General features: G+C 55.2%; 22 protein-coding genes. 17 read left to right on the forward strand and 5 right to left on the reverse strand.

Annotation, left to right across the window (positions count from 1 at the left end; translation table 11 throughout):
- The first annotated feature begins 41 nt into the window (after positions 1 to 41).
- The gene (locus BFG58_RS17635) at positions 42 to 665 is read left to right on the forward strand and encodes a helix-turn-helix domain-containing protein (protein WP_045909814.1); all 624 of its coding nucleotides are present in this window, start codon (positions 42 to 44) and stop codon (positions 663 to 665) included.
- Between the two features lie 2 nt (positions 666 to 667).
- Here BFG58_RS17635 and ampH read toward each other — a convergent pair whose 3' ends face one another.
- Positions 668 to 1,828: a D-alanyl-D-alanine-carboxypeptidase/endopeptidase AmpH gene (gene ampH / locus BFG58_RS17640; protein ID WP_032638396.1), complete on the reverse strand. Its 1,161-nt coding sequence runs from the start codon at positions 1,826 to 1,828 to the stop codon at positions 668 to 670.
- A gap of 204 nt (positions 1,829 to 2,032) precedes the next feature.
- Between ampH and BFG58_RS17645 the strand changes: the two genes are divergently transcribed.
- The 3 genes from BFG58_RS17645 to BFG58_RS17655 all read left to right on the forward strand — a co-directional run bounded on the left by BFG58_RS17645 (position 2,033) and on the right by BFG58_RS17655 (position 5,013).
- A complete protein-coding gene (locus BFG58_RS17645) occupies positions 2,033 to 2,566 on the forward strand; it encodes an isochorismatase family protein (protein ID WP_069720216.1) in 534 nt (177 codons plus the stop codon).
- Positions 2,567 to 2,680: 114 nt separating this feature from the next.
- The gene (gene sbmA / locus BFG58_RS17650; protein WP_025912609.1) at positions 2,681 to 3,901 is read left to right on the forward strand and encodes a peptide antibiotic transporter SbmA; all 1,221 of its coding nucleotides are present in this window, start codon (positions 2,681 to 2,683) and stop codon (positions 3,899 to 3,901) included.
- Between the two features lie 14 nt (positions 3,902 to 3,915).
- Complete coding sequence (locus BFG58_RS17655) at positions 3,916 to 5,013, forward strand: DUF1615 domain-containing protein (RefSeq protein WP_045909811.1); 1,098 nt, start codon at positions 3,916 to 3,918, stop codon at positions 5,011 to 5,013.
- On the opposite strand, the gene BFG58_RS17660 is transcribed toward BFG58_RS17655, so the two are convergent.
- Positions 5,010 to 5,309 carry a DUF2755 family protein gene (locus BFG58_RS17660; RefSeq protein ID WP_008503287.1) on the reverse strand — a complete coding sequence of 100 codons (300 nt, stop codon included), beginning with the start codon at positions 5,307 to 5,309 and terminating at the stop codon, positions 5,010 to 5,012. The genes BFG58_RS17655 and BFG58_RS17660 overlap by 4 nt on opposite strands.
- Positions 5,310 to 5,556: 247 nt before the next feature.
- On the opposite strand from BFG58_RS17660, the gene BFG58_RS17665 reads away from it, so the two are divergent.
- Positions 5,557 to 5,793, forward strand: a complete 237-nt coding sequence (locus BFG58_RS17665; RefSeq protein WP_032656524.1) for a DUF2754 domain-containing protein — start codon at positions 5,557 to 5,559, stop codon at positions 5,791 to 5,793.
- On the opposite strand, the gene ddlA is transcribed toward BFG58_RS17665, so the two are convergent.
- Positions 5,790 to 6,890, reverse strand: coding sequence for a D-alanine--D-alanine ligase (gene ddlA, locus BFG58_RS17670; protein ID WP_032674239.1), 1,101 nt, complete (start codon positions 6,888 to 6,890; stop codon positions 5,790 to 5,792). The two genes, BFG58_RS17665 and ddlA, sit on opposite strands and share 4 nt — an antisense overlap.
- Before the next feature lie 103 nt (positions 6,891 to 6,993).
- Here ddlA and BFG58_RS17675 point away from each other — a divergent pair, with 103 nt between their 5' ends.
- The 6 genes from BFG58_RS17675 to adrA all read left to right on the forward strand — a co-directional run bounded on the left by BFG58_RS17675 (position 6,994) and on the right by adrA (position 12,662).
- Complete coding sequence (locus BFG58_RS17675) at positions 6,994 to 7,677, forward strand: extensin family protein (protein ID WP_069720217.1); 684 nt, start codon at positions 6,994 to 6,996, stop codon at positions 7,675 to 7,677.
- 168 nt (positions 7,678 to 7,845) lie between these two features.
- Complete coding sequence (locus BFG58_RS17680) at positions 7,846 to 9,060, forward strand: multidrug efflux MFS transporter (RefSeq protein WP_039263891.1); 1,215 nt, start codon at positions 7,846 to 7,848, stop codon at positions 9,058 to 9,060.
- A 209-nt stretch (positions 9,061 to 9,269) separates the two neighbouring features.
- The gene (gene iraP, locus BFG58_RS17685) at positions 9,270 to 9,530 is read left to right on the forward strand and encodes an anti-adapter protein IraP (protein ID WP_023293178.1); all 261 of its coding nucleotides are present in this window, start codon (positions 9,270 to 9,272) and stop codon (positions 9,528 to 9,530) included.
- Positions 9,531 to 9,629: 99 nt separating this feature from the next.
- On the forward strand, positions 9,630 to 11,045 hold the full coding sequence (gene phoA, locus BFG58_RS17690) for an alkaline phosphatase (RefSeq protein ID WP_045909807.1): 1,416 nt from the start codon (positions 9,630 to 9,632) through the stop codon (positions 11,043 to 11,045).
- A gap of 90 nt (positions 11,046 to 11,135) precedes the next feature.
- A complete protein-coding gene (gene psiF, locus BFG58_RS17695; protein WP_047347312.1) occupies positions 11,136 to 11,456 on the forward strand; it encodes a phosphate starvation-inducible protein PsiF in 321 nt (106 codons plus the stop codon).
- 102 nt (positions 11,457 to 11,558) lie between these two features.
- Positions 11,559 to 12,662 (forward strand): diguanylate cyclase AdrA, encoded by a 1,104-nt coding sequence (adrA, locus tag BFG58_RS17700; protein WP_069720218.1) that lies wholly within the window; start codon positions 11,559 to 11,561, stop codon positions 12,660 to 12,662.
- Between the two features lie 16 nt (positions 12,663 to 12,678).
- Here the strand turns inward: adrA and proC are convergent, their stop codons facing one another.
- Positions 12,679 to 13,488, reverse strand: a complete 810-nt coding sequence (gene proC, locus BFG58_RS17705; RefSeq protein ID WP_032656527.1) for a pyrroline-5-carboxylate reductase — start codon at positions 13,486 to 13,488, stop codon at positions 12,679 to 12,681.
- 97 nt (positions 13,489 to 13,585) lie between these two features.
- Here proC and BFG58_RS17710 point away from each other — a divergent pair, with 97 nt between their 5' ends.
- The 5 genes from BFG58_RS17710 to ppnP all read left to right on the forward strand — a co-directional run bounded on the left by BFG58_RS17710 (position 13,586) and on the right by ppnP (position 16,223).
- A complete protein-coding gene (locus tag BFG58_RS17710; RefSeq protein WP_069720219.1) occupies positions 13,586 to 14,044 on the forward strand; it encodes a YaiI/YqxD family protein in 459 nt (152 codons plus the stop codon).
- Between the two features lie 144 nt (positions 14,045 to 14,188).
- A complete protein-coding gene (gene aroL, locus BFG58_RS17715; protein WP_048225851.1) occupies positions 14,189 to 14,713 on the forward strand; it encodes a shikimate kinase AroL in 525 nt (174 codons plus the stop codon).
- Positions 14,714 to 14,757: 44 nt separating this feature from the next.
- On the forward strand, positions 14,758 to 14,949 hold the full coding sequence (yaiA, locus tag BFG58_RS17720; RefSeq protein WP_023334675.1) for a protein YaiA: 192 nt from the start codon (positions 14,758 to 14,760) through the stop codon (positions 14,947 to 14,949).
- 237 nt (positions 14,950 to 15,186) lie between these two features.
- Positions 15,187 to 15,864 carry an AroM family protein gene (locus tag BFG58_RS17725; protein ID WP_008503271.1) on the forward strand — a complete coding sequence of 226 codons (678 nt, stop codon included), beginning with the start codon at positions 15,187 to 15,189 and terminating at the stop codon, positions 15,862 to 15,864.
- Positions 15,865 to 15,935: 71 nt separating this feature from the next.
- A complete protein-coding gene (gene ppnP / locus BFG58_RS17730; RefSeq protein ID WP_008503270.1) occupies positions 15,936 to 16,223 on the forward strand; it encodes a pyrimidine/purine nucleoside phosphorylase in 288 nt (95 codons plus the stop codon).
- 48 nt (positions 16,224 to 16,271) lie between these two features.
- Here ppnP and rdgC read toward each other — a convergent pair whose 3' ends face one another.
- Positions 16,272 to 17,186, reverse strand: a complete 915-nt coding sequence (gene rdgC, locus BFG58_RS17735) for a recombination-associated protein RdgC (RefSeq protein WP_023310540.1) — start codon at positions 17,184 to 17,186, stop codon at positions 16,272 to 16,274.
- A gap of 123 nt (positions 17,187 to 17,309) precedes the next feature.
- On the opposite strand from rdgC, the gene mak reads away from it, so the two are divergent.
- Positions 17,310 to 18,215 carry a fructokinase gene (gene mak, locus BFG58_RS17740; RefSeq protein ID WP_069720220.1) on the forward strand — a complete coding sequence of 302 codons (906 nt, stop codon included), beginning with the start codon at positions 17,310 to 17,312 and terminating at the stop codon, positions 18,213 to 18,215.
- Positions 18,216 to 18,221 lie beyond the last annotated feature (6 nt).

An 18,221-nucleotide genomic window follows, 5' to 3' on the forward strand; every position in this document is an offset into this window, starting at 1 on the left:
AATAATATTGAACCGACAAATACGGATGACTTGAGGTCTGCATGAACGTTAATGCGAAACCACTTTCTGAATTACGCCGGCTCGAACAGGGGTTAATAGCAGCCAGTACCCCTTTTACATGTGCTCCTCAACAATTAATTACGTCAGGCGAATCAATTGAGCCTCGCACGATCGTATTACAAACCGGTGTGATTGAGGTCTATCGCCCTTCCGATGAGTTGCTGGTGGGGATTGCGACGGCACCTTTTATTTTCGGTCTGTCTACGGTGGTCATTAATCACTCTCAGGAATACAGAGTGATGGCTAAAACGGCCTGTACCGGTTTTTATTTATCCACGGAAACTACCCGTCAACAGATCCAGCAGTATTCGCTGTGGAAAGAGGCCTTCTGCTGGTTATCCTGGATAAATTACATTCTTGAAAAACGCGATATGCAGCTGGTGGGCAATAACTCCTATCACCAGATCCGCGCGATGCTGTTAAATATGGCCGAGTGGGATGAAACGCTGCGTTCAAAAATCGGTGTGATGAATCATATTCAGCAAAGCACACGCATTTCACGTTCTGTTGTTGCCGAAGTTCTGGCCGCCCTGCGACAGGGAAACTATATCAATATGAGCCGGGGCAAGCTGGTCAGCATCAACCGCTTGCCCACGGAATATTAATATCAGTTGGACGCGGTAAGCACCTGGGCTTTATTGGCGCTCAGTTCTGCCACCAGGTTATTAATACCGTCACTCATATTGACGAAACGCGTATGCGGAGAGCGGGTCACCACCACAAACGCGCCCACGTTTGACTGGGGGATCATCGCCATATAGGTGATGAACCCGCCGCCGCCGCCGGTTTTCTGAATAATACCCGGACGGCCATTTTTCGGTGCCATATAGACCCAGCCCATACCGAGCGCATCGGCTTTACCCGGTACGTCCATCCCGATGACCCGATGCAGCTGAGTACGCTGATAAATCAGGGTCTGCATACGATCGGCCTGGCTGCTGCGCGAGTAGAAATCCGAGGAAAGGAACTGCTGCATCCAGCGCATCATGTCGCCAGGCGTGGAGTAAACCCCGCCGCTGCCCACGGCCGCCAGCGTGTTATTACAGGGGCTGGCACCTTTCTCGGCCACCATCAGGCGACGGCACTGGTCCGGGGACGGGGTAAACGTGGTGTCTTTCATGCCGAGCGGACGGGTGATCTGCTCTTCAAACAGCTGCGTGTAGGGTTTGCCAGCCGCCGTTGAGAGGGCATCCGCCAGCAGGTCGAACGCCAGGTTTGAATAAGAGGCCTGCGAGCCCGGTGCTGCTTTCAGCGTGGCGGTACTCAGATAGCTCCAGCGCTGGTCGCGCGTTGGCCAGACAAACACGTCACGATGCGCCGCTCCACCTGGCTGCTCACGCGGCAGGGCGCTGGTGTGGGTAGCAAGGTTCACAAGCCGGATCGGGGTCCCCTGATACGTGGGGACCCGGGCACCTGGCGGCGCGTATTTGCTGAGCGGATCGTCGAGCTTCACCACGCCCTGGTCGAGCAGTTTCACCAGCATTTCGCTGGTCATAAGCTTGGTTAAGGATGCGATGCGGATGACAGAATCCAGCTGCGGGTGAATGTTATTTCCCGGGCGCGTTTCGCCAAAGCTGCGGAATACACGCTGGTTTCCGTCGATGACGACCATCGCCATTCCGGTCGCGCCGCTGCCGTAATAGATAAGGTTCGCGTAGCGATCGGCAATATCTGAAGCTAAAACGGGAGCCGTCAGCGGTTGGGCTGCCTGGGCGGTAGAGAAGCTCACCGCACACAGCGCGGCAAAAGAGAGCAGACAACGTTTCAACGAAAAGCATCCATGAAGTGAATGAGGAAAGTAATGGGTATTTATACTACTAATCGGTACCGTGCAATGCCCCGAATTGCATAACGATAGCGAGAAAAACGTAACCATGGGTAAATATGAACAATTTACTTGCGAGCCATCTCCCATTTTGTGACATCGGGCTTATGATAGGCACCAGTGTCACTCAATTTTACGGAGAACGGTATGTCTGAGAAGCGTGTGGTTATGGTTGTCGATATGCAGAACGGGGTGTTTGAAACCCCGCGTCATCAGCGCGAAAAGTGTGTCTCTCTGATCAACCAGCTTACGCAGGCAGCCGACACGGTGATTTTTATACAGCACACCGAGGCCGGGGGGCTGGAAGAGGGGAGTGCAGGGTTTGCGCTACTGCCTGAACTCCATCAGCCTGCCGACGCGCTTTACGTGACCAAAACGGCCTGTGATGCCTTCTATAACACCGGGCTTGAGACGCTGCTGCGGGAGCAGGGCATTCGCGAGTTTGTTATCTGCGGCTGCGCCACCGATTACTGCGTCGATGCGACGATCAAGAACGGCGTTAGCCGGGGTTATCACATCACCGTGGCGGAAGATGCCCATACCACATCCAACCGCCCGGCTGCTGAAGCTCAGATTCTGATTAACCATCACAACGACGTCTGGCGTAACTTCATTGCGCCGGCGAATCCTCTCGCAGTGAAACGCACCGAAACAATTCTTGAAAACTGGAAAGCGAACTAATAATTAACGCTCGGGTCTGACCTTTTTGCCAGAGTCGGGAGGCTGGCTCGGGCAGGTTTTCGTGTGGTGACGTGTTGTACACAGCAACAGCCATAACAACAAGAAGGAAGCATTATGTTTAAGTCTTTTTTCCCAAAGCCGGGGCCTTTTTTCCTGTCGGCATTTATTTGGGCACTGATCGCTGTCATTTTCTGGCAGGCGGGCGGCGGCGCATGGCTGACGCGCATCACGGGGGCGACAGGCGAGGTGCCGATTAGCGCAGCGCGCTTCTGGTCGCTGAGCTTTATCGTATTTTATGCCTACTACACGGTATGTGTGGGGCTGTTTGCACTCTTCTGGTTCAAGTATTCTCCGCATCGTTGGCAGTTTTGGTCGATTTTGGGATCTGCACTGATCATTTTCGTTACCTGGTTCATGGTGGAAGTGAGCGTTGCAATTAATGCATGGTATGCACCCTTCTACGATTTGATCCAAAAAGCGCTAAGCGCCCCAAATAAGGTTCCGATTGGTGAACTCTATGCCAGTCTCGTTAGTTTTACCGGCATTGCCATGATTGCAGTAACAGTGGCAGTGCTGAACAATTTCTTCGTTAGCCATTACGTTTTCCGTTGGCGTACAGCTATGAACGAATATTACATGGCAAATTGGCAACGACTGCGGCACATCGAAGGTGCTGCACAGCGTGTGCAGGAAGACACCATGCGTTTTGCCTCAACGCTGGAGGACATGGGGGTCAGCTTGCTTAATGCTGTGATGAAACTTATCGCTTTTTTACCGATTCTGATTGCACTTTCACCCCATGTGCCTGAACTTCCAATTGTTGGTCATTTACCCTATGGTTTGGTTATTGCGGCACTGGTCTGGTCTCTTATGGGAACGGGGCTTCTTGCTGTGGTGGGGATCAAATTGCCGGGGTTACAATTTAAAAATCAGCGCGTGGAAGCGGCTTACCGTAAAGAACTCGTTTACGGTGAGGATGACCCATCACGAGCTGCGCCACCAACGGTAAAAGAGTTATTTCAGAACGTCCGTTTTAACTACTTTAAGCTCTACTTCCACTACATGTATTTCAACATAGCTCGTATTTTATATCTTCAGGCCGATACTGTTTTTGGAATAGTCCTGTTGTTCCCGTCAATTGTTGCAGGGACAATTACCCTGGGACTGATGACCCAAATTACCAACGTGTTTGATCAGGTCAGAAGTTCATTCCAGTACCTGATCAGCTCCTGGACCACGCTGGTGGAACTGATGTCCATCTACAAACGTCTGCGCAGCTTTGAACGCGAGCTGGACGATCGTGACCTGCAGGAAGTCACCAACACATTTAGCTAATACAGGACGTTGCTATGCCTTTTGCCGTACCGCGCGCGTTACCGTTGACCATACTGGCCGCTTTTGTGCTGGCAGGCTGTGCCGAAAAGGGAGCCGCTCCGCTCAAAAAGGGCGAGAAGCCCGTTGATGTGGCGAGCGTTGTGCGGCAGAAAATGCCTGCCAGCGTGAAAGATCGCAATGCGTGGGCAGACGCGCTGGCAAAAACCTTTGAAAGCCAAAAGATCGCGCCGACCGAGGAGAACATCTGTTCGGTGCTGGCGGTGGCACAGCAGGAGTCGATGTACCAGTCAGATCCGGCTGTGCCGGGGCTGAATAAAATCGCCTGGAAAGAGATCGACCGCCGCGCGGAGTCCATGCATATCCCGGTGTTCCTCGTGCATACCGCGCTTAAAATCACCTCGCCGAACGGCAAAAGCTACAGCGAACGGCTGGATACGGTGAAAACCGAAAAACAGCTTAGCGCCATCTTTGATGATTTCATCAGCATGGTCCCAATGGGGCAGAAGCTGTTTGGCTCACTGAATCCGGTCCATACCGGTGGCCCAATGCAGGTAAGCATCGCGTTCGCGGAGAAACACACCGACGGCTATCCGTGGAAAATCGACGGTACGGTGCGCCAGGAGGTCTTCTCCCTGCGCGGCGGACTGTGGTTCGGCACGTATCACCTGTTGAACTACCCGGCGAACTACGATGAGCCGCTGTATCGCTTTGCCGACTTTAACGCTGGCTGGTATGCCAGCCGTAATGCGGCATTCCAGAGTGCGGTCAGCCGCGCAAGCGGCGTTAAGCTGGCGCTTGACGGCGATCTCATCGCTTACGGCAGCAGCGAGGCGGGAAGCACCGAGCTTGCCGTACGGAAATTATCGGCAACGCTTGGCTTGAGCAACAGCGACATTCGCCGCCAGCTTGAGAAAGGCGACAGCCTGGCCTTTGAGAAAACGGATCTGTACAAGAAGGTGTTTGCGCTTGCAGAGCAGAAAAGCGGGAAAACGTTACCGAGGGCTATCCTGCCGGGTATTCAGCTGGAAAGCCCGAAGATCACGCGTAACCTGACCACCGCGTGGTTCGCAAAACGCGTGGACGATCGCCGGGCTCGCTGTATGGGGCTTTAACGGCGGCGGCGAAAGCGCAGCACTAATGCCACAACGCCCAGAATCATACATCCCGCGAGGAAGGGAATCAGGCCGAACAAGGTGCTGACGCCAAAACCAATCTCAACTCGCGGGCGTCCGTTATCCTGCACCTGCATCAGGTGTTCGTAAACGCCAGGCGCATGGACCAGCATATTGAGAAGCTGCGAGCCAGCCCAGAAGCAGAACAGGACAAACAGGGCATACGCGATATTACCCGCCGTGGAGGTTTTTGGTTTTCCGCCAAAAATCGGTTTCGACAATGTAAAGTCAGCCATGATGACCTCCGGATAAATCGCTCTGTTAATACGCTTCGTACAGGGTGAGTTTGACAGGTCATCGCATTTGTCAATATCAGAATCGTGGTAATTTACGCGCCGGAATCCTCCTGGATTGTTGATTTCTGCAGCACGTCACAATTTATTAACTTAAGTGAAATTGCGTCGCGTTTCAGAATTTCCGTATCTGCCACAGACCTGGTCGTAAAACTGTGAGAGGATGTCTTTTTTTCCTGCCGGAGTTGTTATGAAGCTCACGTCCAAACTACGCCGTGACTGGCACTACTACGCCTTCGCTATCGGGCTGATCTTTATTCTTAACGGTGTCGTGGGTCTGCTGGGGTTTGAGGCAAAAGGCTGGCAAACCTATGCCGTTGGGCTGGTGACCTGGGTTATCAGTTTCTGGCTGGCGGGGTTGATTATCCGCCGCCGTCCTGAAGAGACGACAGCGGATGAGGCAGAGTCGGCGAAGGGCGCCGATTAACCGTTTACGGAACTTTTAAGCGCGCTGTCGGCGGCGTGACGCTCCAGCGCGAGTTCGATCAGGCGGGTGATCAATTCCGGGTAGCTCAGGCCGCTCGCCTGCCACAGCTTCGGATACATGCTGATGTTAGTGAACCCCGGCAGCGTGTTAATTTCATTGATCACCACCTCGTTTTCCGCCGTCAGGAACACATCCACGCGCGCCATGCCGCAGCAACCGAGCGTCTGATAAGCGCGAATGGCGATCGCCCGGATCTTATCGTTAACCGCCGGATCGAGATCCGCAGGCACGACAACCTGCGCGCCTTTATCATCAATGTATTTGGTGTCGTACGAGTAGAAGTCGCTGTTTAACACCACTTCGCCGCAGGTGCTCGCCTGTGGAAAATCGTTGCCCAGCACGGCGCACTCAATTTCACGGCCTTTGATGCCCTGCTCAACCACCACTTTATGGTCGAACTCAAACGCCAGGCGGACGGCTTGCGTGAACTCAGCTTCGCTGGTCACTTTGCTGACGCCTACGGAGGAGCCCTGGTTTGCAGGCTTCACAAACAGCGGCAGACCCAGCTCTCCGCTAATTTGCGCGAAGGTGTGTTTGTCGCGGTTGGCGCGGGTGAGCGTAACGAACGGGGCAATATTCAGCCCGGCATCGCGCAGCAGGCGTTTGGTCACGTCTTTGTCCATGCAGGCGGCAGAGCCGAGGACATCCGAGCCGACGAACGGCAGGTTGGCCATGCGCAGCATTCCCTGCAGGGAACCATCTTCCCCCAGTGTGCCGTGAACGATAGGGAAGACGACGTCGATCTGGGCGAGAGCCTGTGCATTGCCGGCGTCGATAAGCTGCCCCTTCACGACGCCGGGTACGGTGGCGACGCTCACTTCCGAAGGATTCAGGGCGATGTGTGCCGGATCGTGAGCATTCAGCAGATACTGGCTGGCATCGTTAACGTGCCACTGGCCCTGTTTATCAATGCCCAGCAGCACCACGTCGAAACGGCTTTTATCGATCGCATCAACGATATTTTTAGCCGATTGCAATGACACTTCGTGCTCCGCTGATTTTCCCCCAAAGACAATACCTACGCGCTGCTTAGCCATCTCACTCTCTTCCAGTCTGACGAAAAGCCAATAACATACCACGATGCCCGGCGGGTTTCGCGGCCTTCTGCCATAATGTTTTGGGGAATGTAGAGGGGGGAGAGTGAGAGGAAAAACGCTGCTGACCGGATTTATCATTTTGACCATCGCAACGCTGGGTTACCGCTGGTTGCCGCCTCACTACAACCCTTTCACGCCGCTGACGCTTGACGATCCGCCAGGCCGAATCACTCAGTATAAGCTTCGGCGTTTAACTCCCGAGGCGTGCGCGAGCCTGCTGTTACAGGCTAACCAACGCGATCTCATCCGCACCCAGCCGGTAGCGGACAGCGGCGGCGCGTGTCCCCTTCACAACGTCGTGCGCGTGCGTGACTTCGGCCCTGTCGGCCTGAACAGCAGCTTTCTTGCCAGCTGCCCGCTGGCGCTCAGCTCAGCCCTCTTTATCAGCCAGCAGGCCCGGCCGCTGACAAAACGCTATACGGGCAGTGAGCTCGCGCGTATCGACCACCTTGGCAGCTTTGCCTGCCGCAATATTTATCACCGCCCTGACGCGCGCCGCAGTGAACATGCCACGGCGGAGGCGCTGGATATTGCCGCTTTTCGTCTGGCGAACGGTGAACGCGTCACGGTGCTGAATGGCTGGAAGGCGACAACAACGCAGCCCTGGCTGAAGGCCATGCTGGCGGCGAGCTGTGGCTACTACGGGAACGGCCTGGGACCGGAGTATAACGCGGCGCATGCTAACCATTTTCATCTGGGAATGCGCGGTTTTGGCCTCTGCCGGTAAAGCATAATATTCCGCCAGAAAATGGATGAATTGTGACTTATTTCACAAATATGATGACTGGGAAGATAAAACACCAAAGTCTGTCGGGCCGCATCTCTGGTGCGACGTTGACATGCGTAACTTGCTAATCTGTCGGCGAATTCGCCTAAAAATGAAGACTATTTCGTTATGGAATCCTGGAAAGTTAATCTTATCTCGGTCTGGTTCGGTTGCTTCTTTACCGGGCTGGCCATCAGCCAGATTTTACCGTTCCTGCCGCTGTACGTGTCGCAGCTGGGGGTGACCTCGCATGAAGCGCTTTCCATGTGGTCCGGTCTGACGTTCAGCGTCACGTTTCTGGTCTCCGCCATTGTGTCACCGATGTGGGGCAGCCTGGCAGATCGAAAAGGCCGTAAACTGATGCTGCTGCGCGCCTCGCTCGGGATGGCGATTGCCATTCTGCTGCAGGCCTTCGCCACCAACGTCTGGCAGCTGTTTTTCCTGCGGGCGGTGATGGGGTTGACGTCCGGGTATATTCCAAACGCCATGGCGCTGGTCGCCTCTCAGGTGCCGCGCGAGCGTAGCGGCTGGGCGCTGAGTACGCTCTCCACGGCACAGATCAGCGGCGTCATCGGCGGGCCGCTGCTGGGGGGCTTTCTGGCGGACCACGTCGGGCTGCGCGCGGTATTTATTATCACCGCGATCCTGCTGGTGGTCAGTTTTCTGGTCACGCTCTTTCTGATTAAAGAAGGGGGCCGCCCGGTTATCAGTAAATCTGAACGCCTCAGCGGCAAGGCCGTTTTCGCCTCGCTGCCTTATCCGGGGCTGATGATTAGCCTGTTTGTGACCACCATGGTGATCCAGCTCTGCAACGGTTCGGTCGGTCCGATTCTGGCGCTGTTTATCAAGTCGATGGAGCCGGAGAGCACGAATATCGCTTTTCTGAGCGGCATGATTGCCGCCGTGCCGGGCGTATCCGCCCTGATTTCCGCGCCGCGTCTGGGTAAACTGGGGGACAGAATCGGCACGGCGCGCATCCTGATGGCGACGCTGATCTTTGCGGTGGTGCTCTTCTTCGCGATGTCGTTTGTCACTTCTCCGCTTCAGCTTGGCGTATTGCGATTTCTGCTCGGCTTTGCTGACGGCGCCATGTTGCCTGCGGTACAGACCCTGCTGGTCAAATATTCCAGCGACCAGGTGACGGGGCGAATTTTTGGATATAACCAGTCATTTATGTATCTGGGGAATGTTGCCGGTCCGCTTATTGGCGCATCCGTTTCCGCAATGGCCGGTTTTCGTTGGGTATTTGCGGCGACAGCGATTGTTGTTTTAATCAATATTATCCAGCTGGCTATTGCGCTGCGACGCCGCAGACAAATGGCGGAGGCCAAATCGGCGAGATAACACTTTAGTAGATGTATTATATATTCTTATGGTAGCCGCATTTTTATATAACAAAATGCGGCGTCTTTTTATAGAAAAACGTTTCGCTCACGGCGCTACCTCTTTATTTCCGTTCCTGTGTCACTTTTGCATACCATAATTAATTTCTTCTCTTTGCAATAGGGATTCAGAGTGATAACGTCAGACAAAACTGAAAAGGAACTGGCACGATGAAAAACCTCATTGCTGAATTGCTGGTCAAGCTGGCACAAAAGGAAGAAGAGTCAAAAGAGCTGGTGGCTCAGGTCGAAGCGCTTGAGATTGTGGTCACCGCGTTGCTGCGACAAATGGCGAAAACCGATCAGCAGGCGTTGATTGAGAGTGTGGAAGGCGCGCTGGAGAGCGTCAGGCCTGAATCGCAGGTACCGGTTGAGGATGCGGAGATGCTCCACCAGTACGTAAAGAAGCTGTTAAGGCATCCGCGCAGCTAAACCGTCACAGGACGTAACGACGTGTCATAGAATTGTCATGCAGGATGCCTATAGTCGCTCTGTTTTTATTTTTATGTATTTGTACATGGAGAAAATAAATTGAAACAGAGCGCACTTTTCATTGCATTACTTCCCCTGTTAATTACCCCTGCCATTTATGCAGATACGACGCAAACCAGCGTGCTGGATAATCGTGCGGCAAAAGGGGATATCACCCAGCCTGGCGGCGCGCGCCGTTTATCAGAAGATCAAACCGCCGCTATTCGCGCTTCGCTGAATGAGAAGCCGGCAAAAAATATTATTCTGCTGATTGGCGATGGAATGGGCGATTCCGAAATCACGGCGGCGCGAAATTATGCCGAGGGAGCGGGCGGCTTTTTTAAAGGTATCGATGCCTTACCGCTGACCGGACAATATACCCACTACGCGCTGGATAAAAAAACCGGTAAACCGGATTACGTAACGGATTCCGCGGCCTCTGCCACGGCGTGGTCCACCGGCGTGAAAACCTATAATGGTGCGCTGGGCGTGGATATTCACGAACACGATCATCAAACCCTTCTGGAGATGGCAAAAGCGGCGGGCCTGGCGACCGGCAACGTCTCCACCGCTGAACTTCAGGATGCGACGCCTGCGGCGCTGGTGGCACACGTCACCTCGCGTAAGTGCTACGGCCCGTCAGTGACCAGCGAAAAATGCCCTACAAATGCGCTGGAAAAAGGCGGGAAAGGCTCGATTACGGAACAACTGCTGAACGCACGTCCTGACGTGACGCTGGGCGGCGGCGCGAAAACCTTCGCGGAAACCGCGACAGCGGGCGAATGGCAGGGCAAAACGCTGCGCGAGCAGGCGCAGGCTCGCGGCTATCAGCTGGTGAGTGACGCAAATGCTCTGGCGGCGATAAGCGAGGCGAACCAGGACAAGCCGCTGCTGGGGCTGTTCTCCGACGGCAACATGCCCGTGCGCTGGGAAGGTCCAAAAGCCTCGTATCACGGCAATATTGATAAGCCTGCAGTGACCTGTACGCCAAACCCGAAACGCACGGACAGCGTACCGACGCTGGCGGCGATGACCGATAAAGCGATCTCTCTGCTGAGCAAGAGCGAAAAAGGGTTCTTCCTGCAGGTAGAAGGCGCGTCAATCGATAAGCAGGATCATGCGGCGAATCCGTGCGGTCAGATTGGCGAAACCGTCGATCTGGACGAAGCGGTGCAGAAGGCGCTCGCGTTCGCGAAAAAAGATGGTAACACCCTGGTGATCGTCACCGCGGACCACGCGCACGCCAGCCAGATCATTCCGCCAGATACCAAAGCCCCTGGCCTGACGCAGGCGCTGAACACCAAAGATGGTGCCGTCATGGTGATGAGCTACGGTAACTCTGAAGAAGAGTCCATGGAGCACACGGGCACCCAGCTGCGCATTGCCGCCTACGGCCCGCACGCGGCAAACGTGGTAGGCCTGACGGATCAAACGGATCTGTTCTACACCATGAAGGCGGCGCTGGGTCTGAAATGATAAAAATCCCGGCGGAAATCACATCTGCCGGGTGGTTTTTTTCCTGTCACGAACCAGACTTACAGGGAATGTTCACAAAAGGATGGTGCAATGAAAACAACATTACTGGTTACTCTGCTCTCCGGCCTGTTCATGGTCGCCTCGGCGAACGCGGAAGAGAAAACGTTAACGCCGCAGCAGCAGCGTATGACCACCTGTAATCAACAGGCGACGTCTCAGAGTCTGAAGGGCGATGCTCGCAAGACCTACATGAGCGACTGCCTCAAAAACGGCGCCTCGAAGCCAGCTGAAAAAAGCCTGACGCCTCAGCAGCAAAAGATGCGCGAGTGTAATGCTAAGGCCACCGAACAGTCTCTGAAAGGGGATGACCGCAGCAAGTTCATGAGTGCCTGCCTGAAGAAAAAAGTGTAGTTCGAACGGGTGAGCGGCTCCGGCGGCTCACCCGAAATTTCATACTTTCCCCGCAGACCCCCTCTCTATAATTTGGGAAAATGTTTCAGAATATTCCCAAAAATGATGAATGATGAAACGTATTACAACAAAAAGCGCATTCGGGAAGAGTGGAATTTAACCCTTTCTCAGGATGACCCTCACCGCGCCGGCATTCAGTTTGCCCGGCGGGTTCGGCTGGCGCGCGCCGTGGGGCTGGCAGCGATGTTTTTCCCGGTTGCAGGAATGCTGGTCACCCATTTTTTACCCGGCGGCTGGTGGCTTTTACTGGTCGGTTGGGCGTTCGTCTGGCCCCATTTCGCCTGGCAGTTATCCTGCCGGGCCGCGTCACCTCATCAGCAGGAAGTATTCAATCTTAAGATCGATGCCATCATTGCCGGACTCTGGATCGGCGTGATGGGGATGAGCGCGTTACCCACGGCGGCGCTGGTGATGATGGTAGGGATGAATATGATGGGCTCCGGGGGCTGTCGTCTGTTTATTCCGGGGATCCTGTTGACCCTGCTCTCCGCGCTGGTGACGCTGCCGCTTGTCGGCCGCGTGACCGTCTTTAACCCCGACCCGGTGGAGTGGGGCTTAACGCTGCCGGTGCTGGTGCTTTATCCCATGCTGTTTGCCTGGCTCAGCCACCGCACCGCCGTCAGGCTTGCTGAGCACAAGCAGCGGCTGGAAATGATGAGCACCCGCGACGGCATGACCGGGGTCTTTAATCGACGCCACTGGGAAATGCTGCTGCGAAATGAATTTGAGCATTGCCGCCGTGACCACTGCACCGCCACGATTTTGCTGATTGATATCGACCACTTTAAAAATATCAACGATACCTGGGGGCACGCTGTGGGGGATGAGGCGATCATTGCCATTACGCGCCAGCTCCAGATGTCGGTGCGGTCAGGTGATGCCATCGGCCGGTTTGGCGGGGATGAGTTTGCGGTGATTATGTCGCAGACCGCGGCGGAAAGCGCGATCGCCGTGATGTCCCGGGTGCATGAGCGGCTGGAAACGCTGTCGCTACCGTGCGCGCCAAAAGAGGCGCTGCGCATCAGCGTAGGCGTTGCCCCCTGGGGACCGCAGTTTGGACATTATCGGGAATGGTTAAAGGCGGCTGACGTGGCGCTGTACAGAGCGAAAAATGCCGGGCGCAGCCGCACCGAAGTGGCCGCCTGACGCCCGACTGAAACGATCAGGATTTACTCAGCTTCTCTGATTTTTCCATGCATTTTGTCATGGCCTCAATGACGGCCGAGCGGAATCCGCGCTCTTCCAGCACCCGCACTGCTTCGATGGTGGTACCCCCAGGGGAGCAGACCATATCTTTCAACTCACCCGGGTGTTTGCCGGTCTCCAGCACCATTTTGGCGGAGCCCATGACGGCCTGCGCGGCGAACTTATACGCCTGGGCGCGCGGCATTCCGCCAAGCACGGCGGCATCGGCCATCGCTTCTAAAAACATGAAGACATACGCAGGCGCAGAACCACTGACGCCGACTACCGGATGGATCATCGATTCGGCAATCACTTCTGCTTCACCGAAGCAGCGGAAAATGTTCAGTACATCCGCCACGTCTTCTGAGGTCACCAGGGCGTTAGGCGTGACGGAGGTCATGCCGGCGTTGACCAGTGAAGGGGTGTTTGGCATCGCACGGACGATTTTGCGGTCGTGGCCGAGCGCGCGCGCCAGCTGATCGAGCGTGACGCCCGCGGCAATCGACACCACCAGCGTCTCTTTATTCAGGCTGGAGGTAATGTCGCTCAGCACTTTGATCATGATGTTCGGCTTGACGGCGCCAAAGACGATATCGGCGACCTGGGCCACTTCCTGCGCGCTTTCGGCGGCGTTGATCCCGTACTGATCGCGCAACGCGGCGACCTTGTCCGGTGACGGGGTATAGACCCAAATCTGACCCGGCAACACCTGCCCGCTGGCGATCAGACCGCCAAGGATGGCTTTGCCCATGTTACCGCAGCCGATAAACCCGATTTTCTTGTCCATCACGATTCTCCGTCATTATGCGTTGTTTTCTCTGATTGATAGCTTAACAACGAAATGCAGGCGACAATAGTCGGCAGAGTTATTAAGGGGAGACAATATGGCGATTTGGGTTGATGCGGACGCGTGTCCGAATGTGATTAAAGAGATTTTATTTCGTGCCGCCGAGCGCGTTCAGATGCCGCTGACGCTGGTGGCGAACCAGAATATTCGCGTACCACCTTCGCGCTTCATCCGCTCTTTACGCGTGCCGGCCGGGTTTGACGTAGCGGATAACGAAATTGTCCGCCTGTGCAGCGCGGAGGATCTGGTGATCACGGCGGATATTCCGCTGGCTGCCGAAGTGCTGGAGAAAGGGGCGGCGGTGCTCAATCCGCGCGGAGAGCGATACTCGCCGTCGACCATTCGCGAGAAGCTCACTATGCGCGATTTTATGGATACGATGCGGGCCAGCGGCGTGCAGACCGGTGGGCCGGATAGCCTGTCACAGCGCGATCGCCAGCAGTTTGCTGCCGAACTGGATAAATGGCTGCTGGAAGTGAAGCGCCGCACAGCGTAATGATAATTATTGTCAATTTGTGGTACAGTGTGGCCTCCACAGGGTTGTCATCCCGTACCGCTTTGCAGTAAAGTAATCGCAACATCTTCTGCAATTATTTCTTTACACTCTTCAGCCATCCGGCATCAAGGGGAACACCTGGCTATGACCCAACCCATCTTTTTAGTTGGCCCCCGCGGCTGTGGGAAAACCACCGTTGGCCTGGAGCTGGCACGCGTGTGTCATCGCCAGTTTGTGGATACCGACCACTGGCTGCAAACCGAGGTTGGAAAAACCATCGCTGAGATTGTTGAACAAGAGGGATGGGAAAGCTTTCGCGCGCGCGAAACGGCCACGCTGAAAGCGGTCACCACCCCGTCTGCGGTGATTGCGACCGGGGGTGGCATTGTTCTGGCGGAGTGTAATCGTCAGTTTATGCGCGAAAAGGGGATTGTGATTTACCTCAGCGCGCCGGTGTCGGCCCTGGTTGGGCGTCTGGAAGCCTTTCCGGAAGAGGGGCAACGCCCTGCGCTAACCTCCAGGCCGCTGAACGAAGAGGTGAGTGAAGTGCTGGCGGAACGCGATGCGTTATACCGCGAAGCGGCTCACCACGTGGTGGATGCGTCCGCCTCTCCCGAAGACGTTGTGATTCAGATTATTACCGCCCTGCGTTTGGCTTGTGCCAGCTAAGCGGCGTCTATACTTATAGCTCAGACATAAAAAAAGGATGAGCTATGCCAACCAGACCTCCCTATCCGCGTGAAGCGCGCATTGTTACCGTTGAAAAAGGCCATACGGGTCATACCGTGACCTGGTATCAACTGCGTGCCGATCACCCAAAACCGGACTCGCTGATCAGTGAACACGAGACTGAACAGGAAGCGCTGGATGCGAAACGGCGCTACGAAGATCCCGACATAACCTGAATGTTTTCCTAAACGCTCCAGGATCGTGCCTGAATCACACTTTTTACTCATCGTGAAAGTTAAGCAGGAGTTAATATTTAGTTATTACAAGTAACTCTGGTATCGGCAGGCGATCTTTACATTTCGATGTCGGGATCACCTGCTACGCTTGGTGCTGTTTTGTTGAAAAAATGAACTGTGCAGCGTAGTGAGCCTGTACCTGTGTGCACGATGTTGGAGTAATGGAAGGCGATAAAGATGAAGGCAACGTTGGCGATCCTCACCATTGGTGTGGTCCCTGTAAGCGAAGTGTTACCGCTCTTAACCGAGCATGTATCTGAACAACAGATAACGCATCTGAGCCTGCTGGGCAAGATGAGTCGGGAAGAGGTCATGGAGGACTACGCTGTCGAGGCGGGGGAGGATCCCCTGGCGACGTTATTAAGTGACGGTAAACTGGCGCACGTTTCACGCCAGAAAATCGAGCGCTCGCTGCAGGGCGTAATAGAAGTGCTCGATAATCAGGGTTATGACGTTATTTTGCTGATGAGCACGGCCCCCATTAAGGGGCTCACGGCGCGCAATGCGATTCTGCTGGAACCGATGCGCATCATTCCGCCGCTGGTGGCCTCCATCGTGGATGGTCATCAGGTGGGGGTGATTGTCCCCATTGAGGAGCTCATGGATAACCAGGAGGCAAAATGGCACGTGCTGGAAAAAGTGCCCTTGTACGCGCTGGCCAATCCGTTCTGGGACAGTGAGGCCAAACTCATTGCTGCCGGGAAGGAACTGCTGGAAAGAGGGGCCGATGTCCTTATTCTGGACTGCCTGGGTTTCCACCAGCATCATCGTGATTTGCTACAAAAAGCGCTGGATGTGCCGGTGCTGTTATCCAACGTTCTGATGGCTCGCCTGGCCTCGGAACTGCTCATGTAATGATTTTGCGTGACAGGTGATGAGCATGGCCCCTATAGTGAATTTTTATCTAAAAATATAAGGGCCAGTTCATGCTTCAGAGTAACGAATACTTTTCCGGTAAAGTGAAATCCATTGGTTTTACCAGCAGCAGCACTGGCCGCGCCAGCGTTGGCGTAATGGCGGAAGGGGAATACACCTTTGGCACGGCGGAAGCGGAAGAGATGACGGTGGTCAGCGGCGCGCTGAACGTCCTGCTGCCGGGTGAAACGGAATGGAAAGTTTACGCTGCCGGGCAAGTTTTCAACGTCCCTGGCCACAGCGAATTTCATTTGCAGGTGGCTGAGCCTACCTCTTATTTGTGCCGCTACCTGAAATAAAAAATTAGCCGGGTGGCGTTAACGCTTACCCGGCCTACGTTTTACCCGTTATCTCTGCGCTTCGCCGCCGAGACCTTCCACCAGATTCTGAATCAACGCGGCCAGCTCGCCGGTCATCAGGATGAAGTCCGCGTCAAAACGCTGGGCGTAATCTTCCCGGTCGATATCTTCGTTCTGATCGCGCAGCTCGTCGCAGAACTTAAGACGCTTCACGGAGCCATCGTCGCACATCACGAACTGAATACGCTGCTGCCAGTCGAGCGCCAGTTTAGTGACCACTTTACCCGCTTCAATGTGTACGGCGATCTCGTCGCTGACCAGATCCTGCTTCTTCGCGCGGATCACGCCGCCATCTTCCAGCAGGGCTTTCAGCTCGGCTTCATCAAGGATCTGGAAACCCTGTGCCGCAGCACCGCTGCGTACCCATTCGGTCAGCGTTAACTCAATTGGCGTTTCCAGCGCCAGCGGAACGACCGGTAACGAGCCGATGCTCTTACGCAGCAGGGCCAGCGTATCTTCTGCTTTCTTGGCGCTGGCGCAGTCCACCATGATCAGCCCGTTAACGGTGTCGATCCACATCATGGTCTGGCTGAAGCGGCTGAAGGCGCGCGGCAGCAGAGAGTGCAGCACTTCGTCTTTCAGTGAATCTTTTTCGGTCTTTTTCAGCTTGCGGCCCTGCTCGGCTTCCAGCTTGAAAATTTTCGCCTCGAGCGCCTGCTTAACCACCGGCGTGGGCAGAATCTTCTCTTCTTTACGGGCGCAGACGATGATTTGACCCGTGCTGCTGGCGTGGGTCAGTGCATCGCTTTGTGAACCCATTGGCGGAACCCAACCGGTTTTTGCCATATCCTGGCTACCGCAAGGGGAAAAGGTATAAGCGGCTAACTGTTTTTCCATCTCTTCTGCACGCAGCGAAACGTCGCGGCTGAGACGGTAAACCATCAAATTTTTGAACCACAGCATGATAATTTCCACGGCCTTGTCGTTAAATCAGCGGGCATGATAACGAATTGTCGCATCGCTTGCATTGCTAATCGGGATGCGTGCTTCTACTCTGTTGATAATCAAAATAATGAGGAGAGTCTTGTGCTTATTGGCATTGATTTGGGCGGCACCAAAACAGAAGTTATCGCACTGAGCGAGCAGGGGGAACAGCTGTTCCGCCACCGTCTGCCTACGCCGCGCGATGATTATCACCAGACTATCGAGACCATTGCCAGGCTGGTTGAGATGGCCGAGCAGGCCACAGGACAAACCGGCAGCGTCGGGATGGGGATCCCGGGGTCGATCTCGCCGTATACCGGCGTGGTTAAAAATGCTAACTCCACCTGGCTCAACGGTCAGCCGTTTGATAAAGATTTAAGCGCGCGCCTGAACCGGGAAGTGCGTCTGGCCAACGATGCCAACTGCCTCGCCGTCTCTGAGGCCATCGACGGTGCGGCGGCCGGTGCCCAGACCGTGTTTGCGGTGATCATCGGTACCGGCTGCGGCGCGGGCGTGGCGTTTGGCGGGCGTGCCCATATCGGCGGTAACGGCACGGCGGGCGAGTGGGGACACAACCCGCTGCCGTGGATGGATGAAGACGAACTCAAATACCGCACTGAAGTCCCGTGCTACTGCGGAAAACAGGGCTGTATTGAGACGTTTATCTCCGGTACCGGTTTTGCGACCGACTACCATCGCCTGAGCGGCCAGCCGCTCAAGGGTAACGAGATCATGCGTCTGGTCGAAGCGCAGGACCCGGTGGCGGAGCTGGCGCTTAGCCGCTACGAAATGCGGCTGGCGAAATCGCTGGCCCACGTGGTGAATATTCTCGATCCTGACGTGATAGTGCTCGGCGGCGGTATGAGCAACGTCGATCGGCTGTACGCCACGGTGCCGAACCTGGTGAAGCAGTGGGTCTTCGGCGGCGAGTGTGAAACCCCGATCCGCAAAGCGCTGCACGGGGACTCCAGCGGCGTGCGCGGCGCGGCGTGGCTGTGGCCCGAATAAACGCGA

The sequence above is a fragment of the Enterobacter sp. ku-bf2 genome, from assembly GCF_001742765.1.
GTDB lineage: Bacteria > Pseudomonadota > Gammaproteobacteria > Enterobacterales > Enterobacteriaceae > Enterobacter > Enterobacter quasiroggenkampii.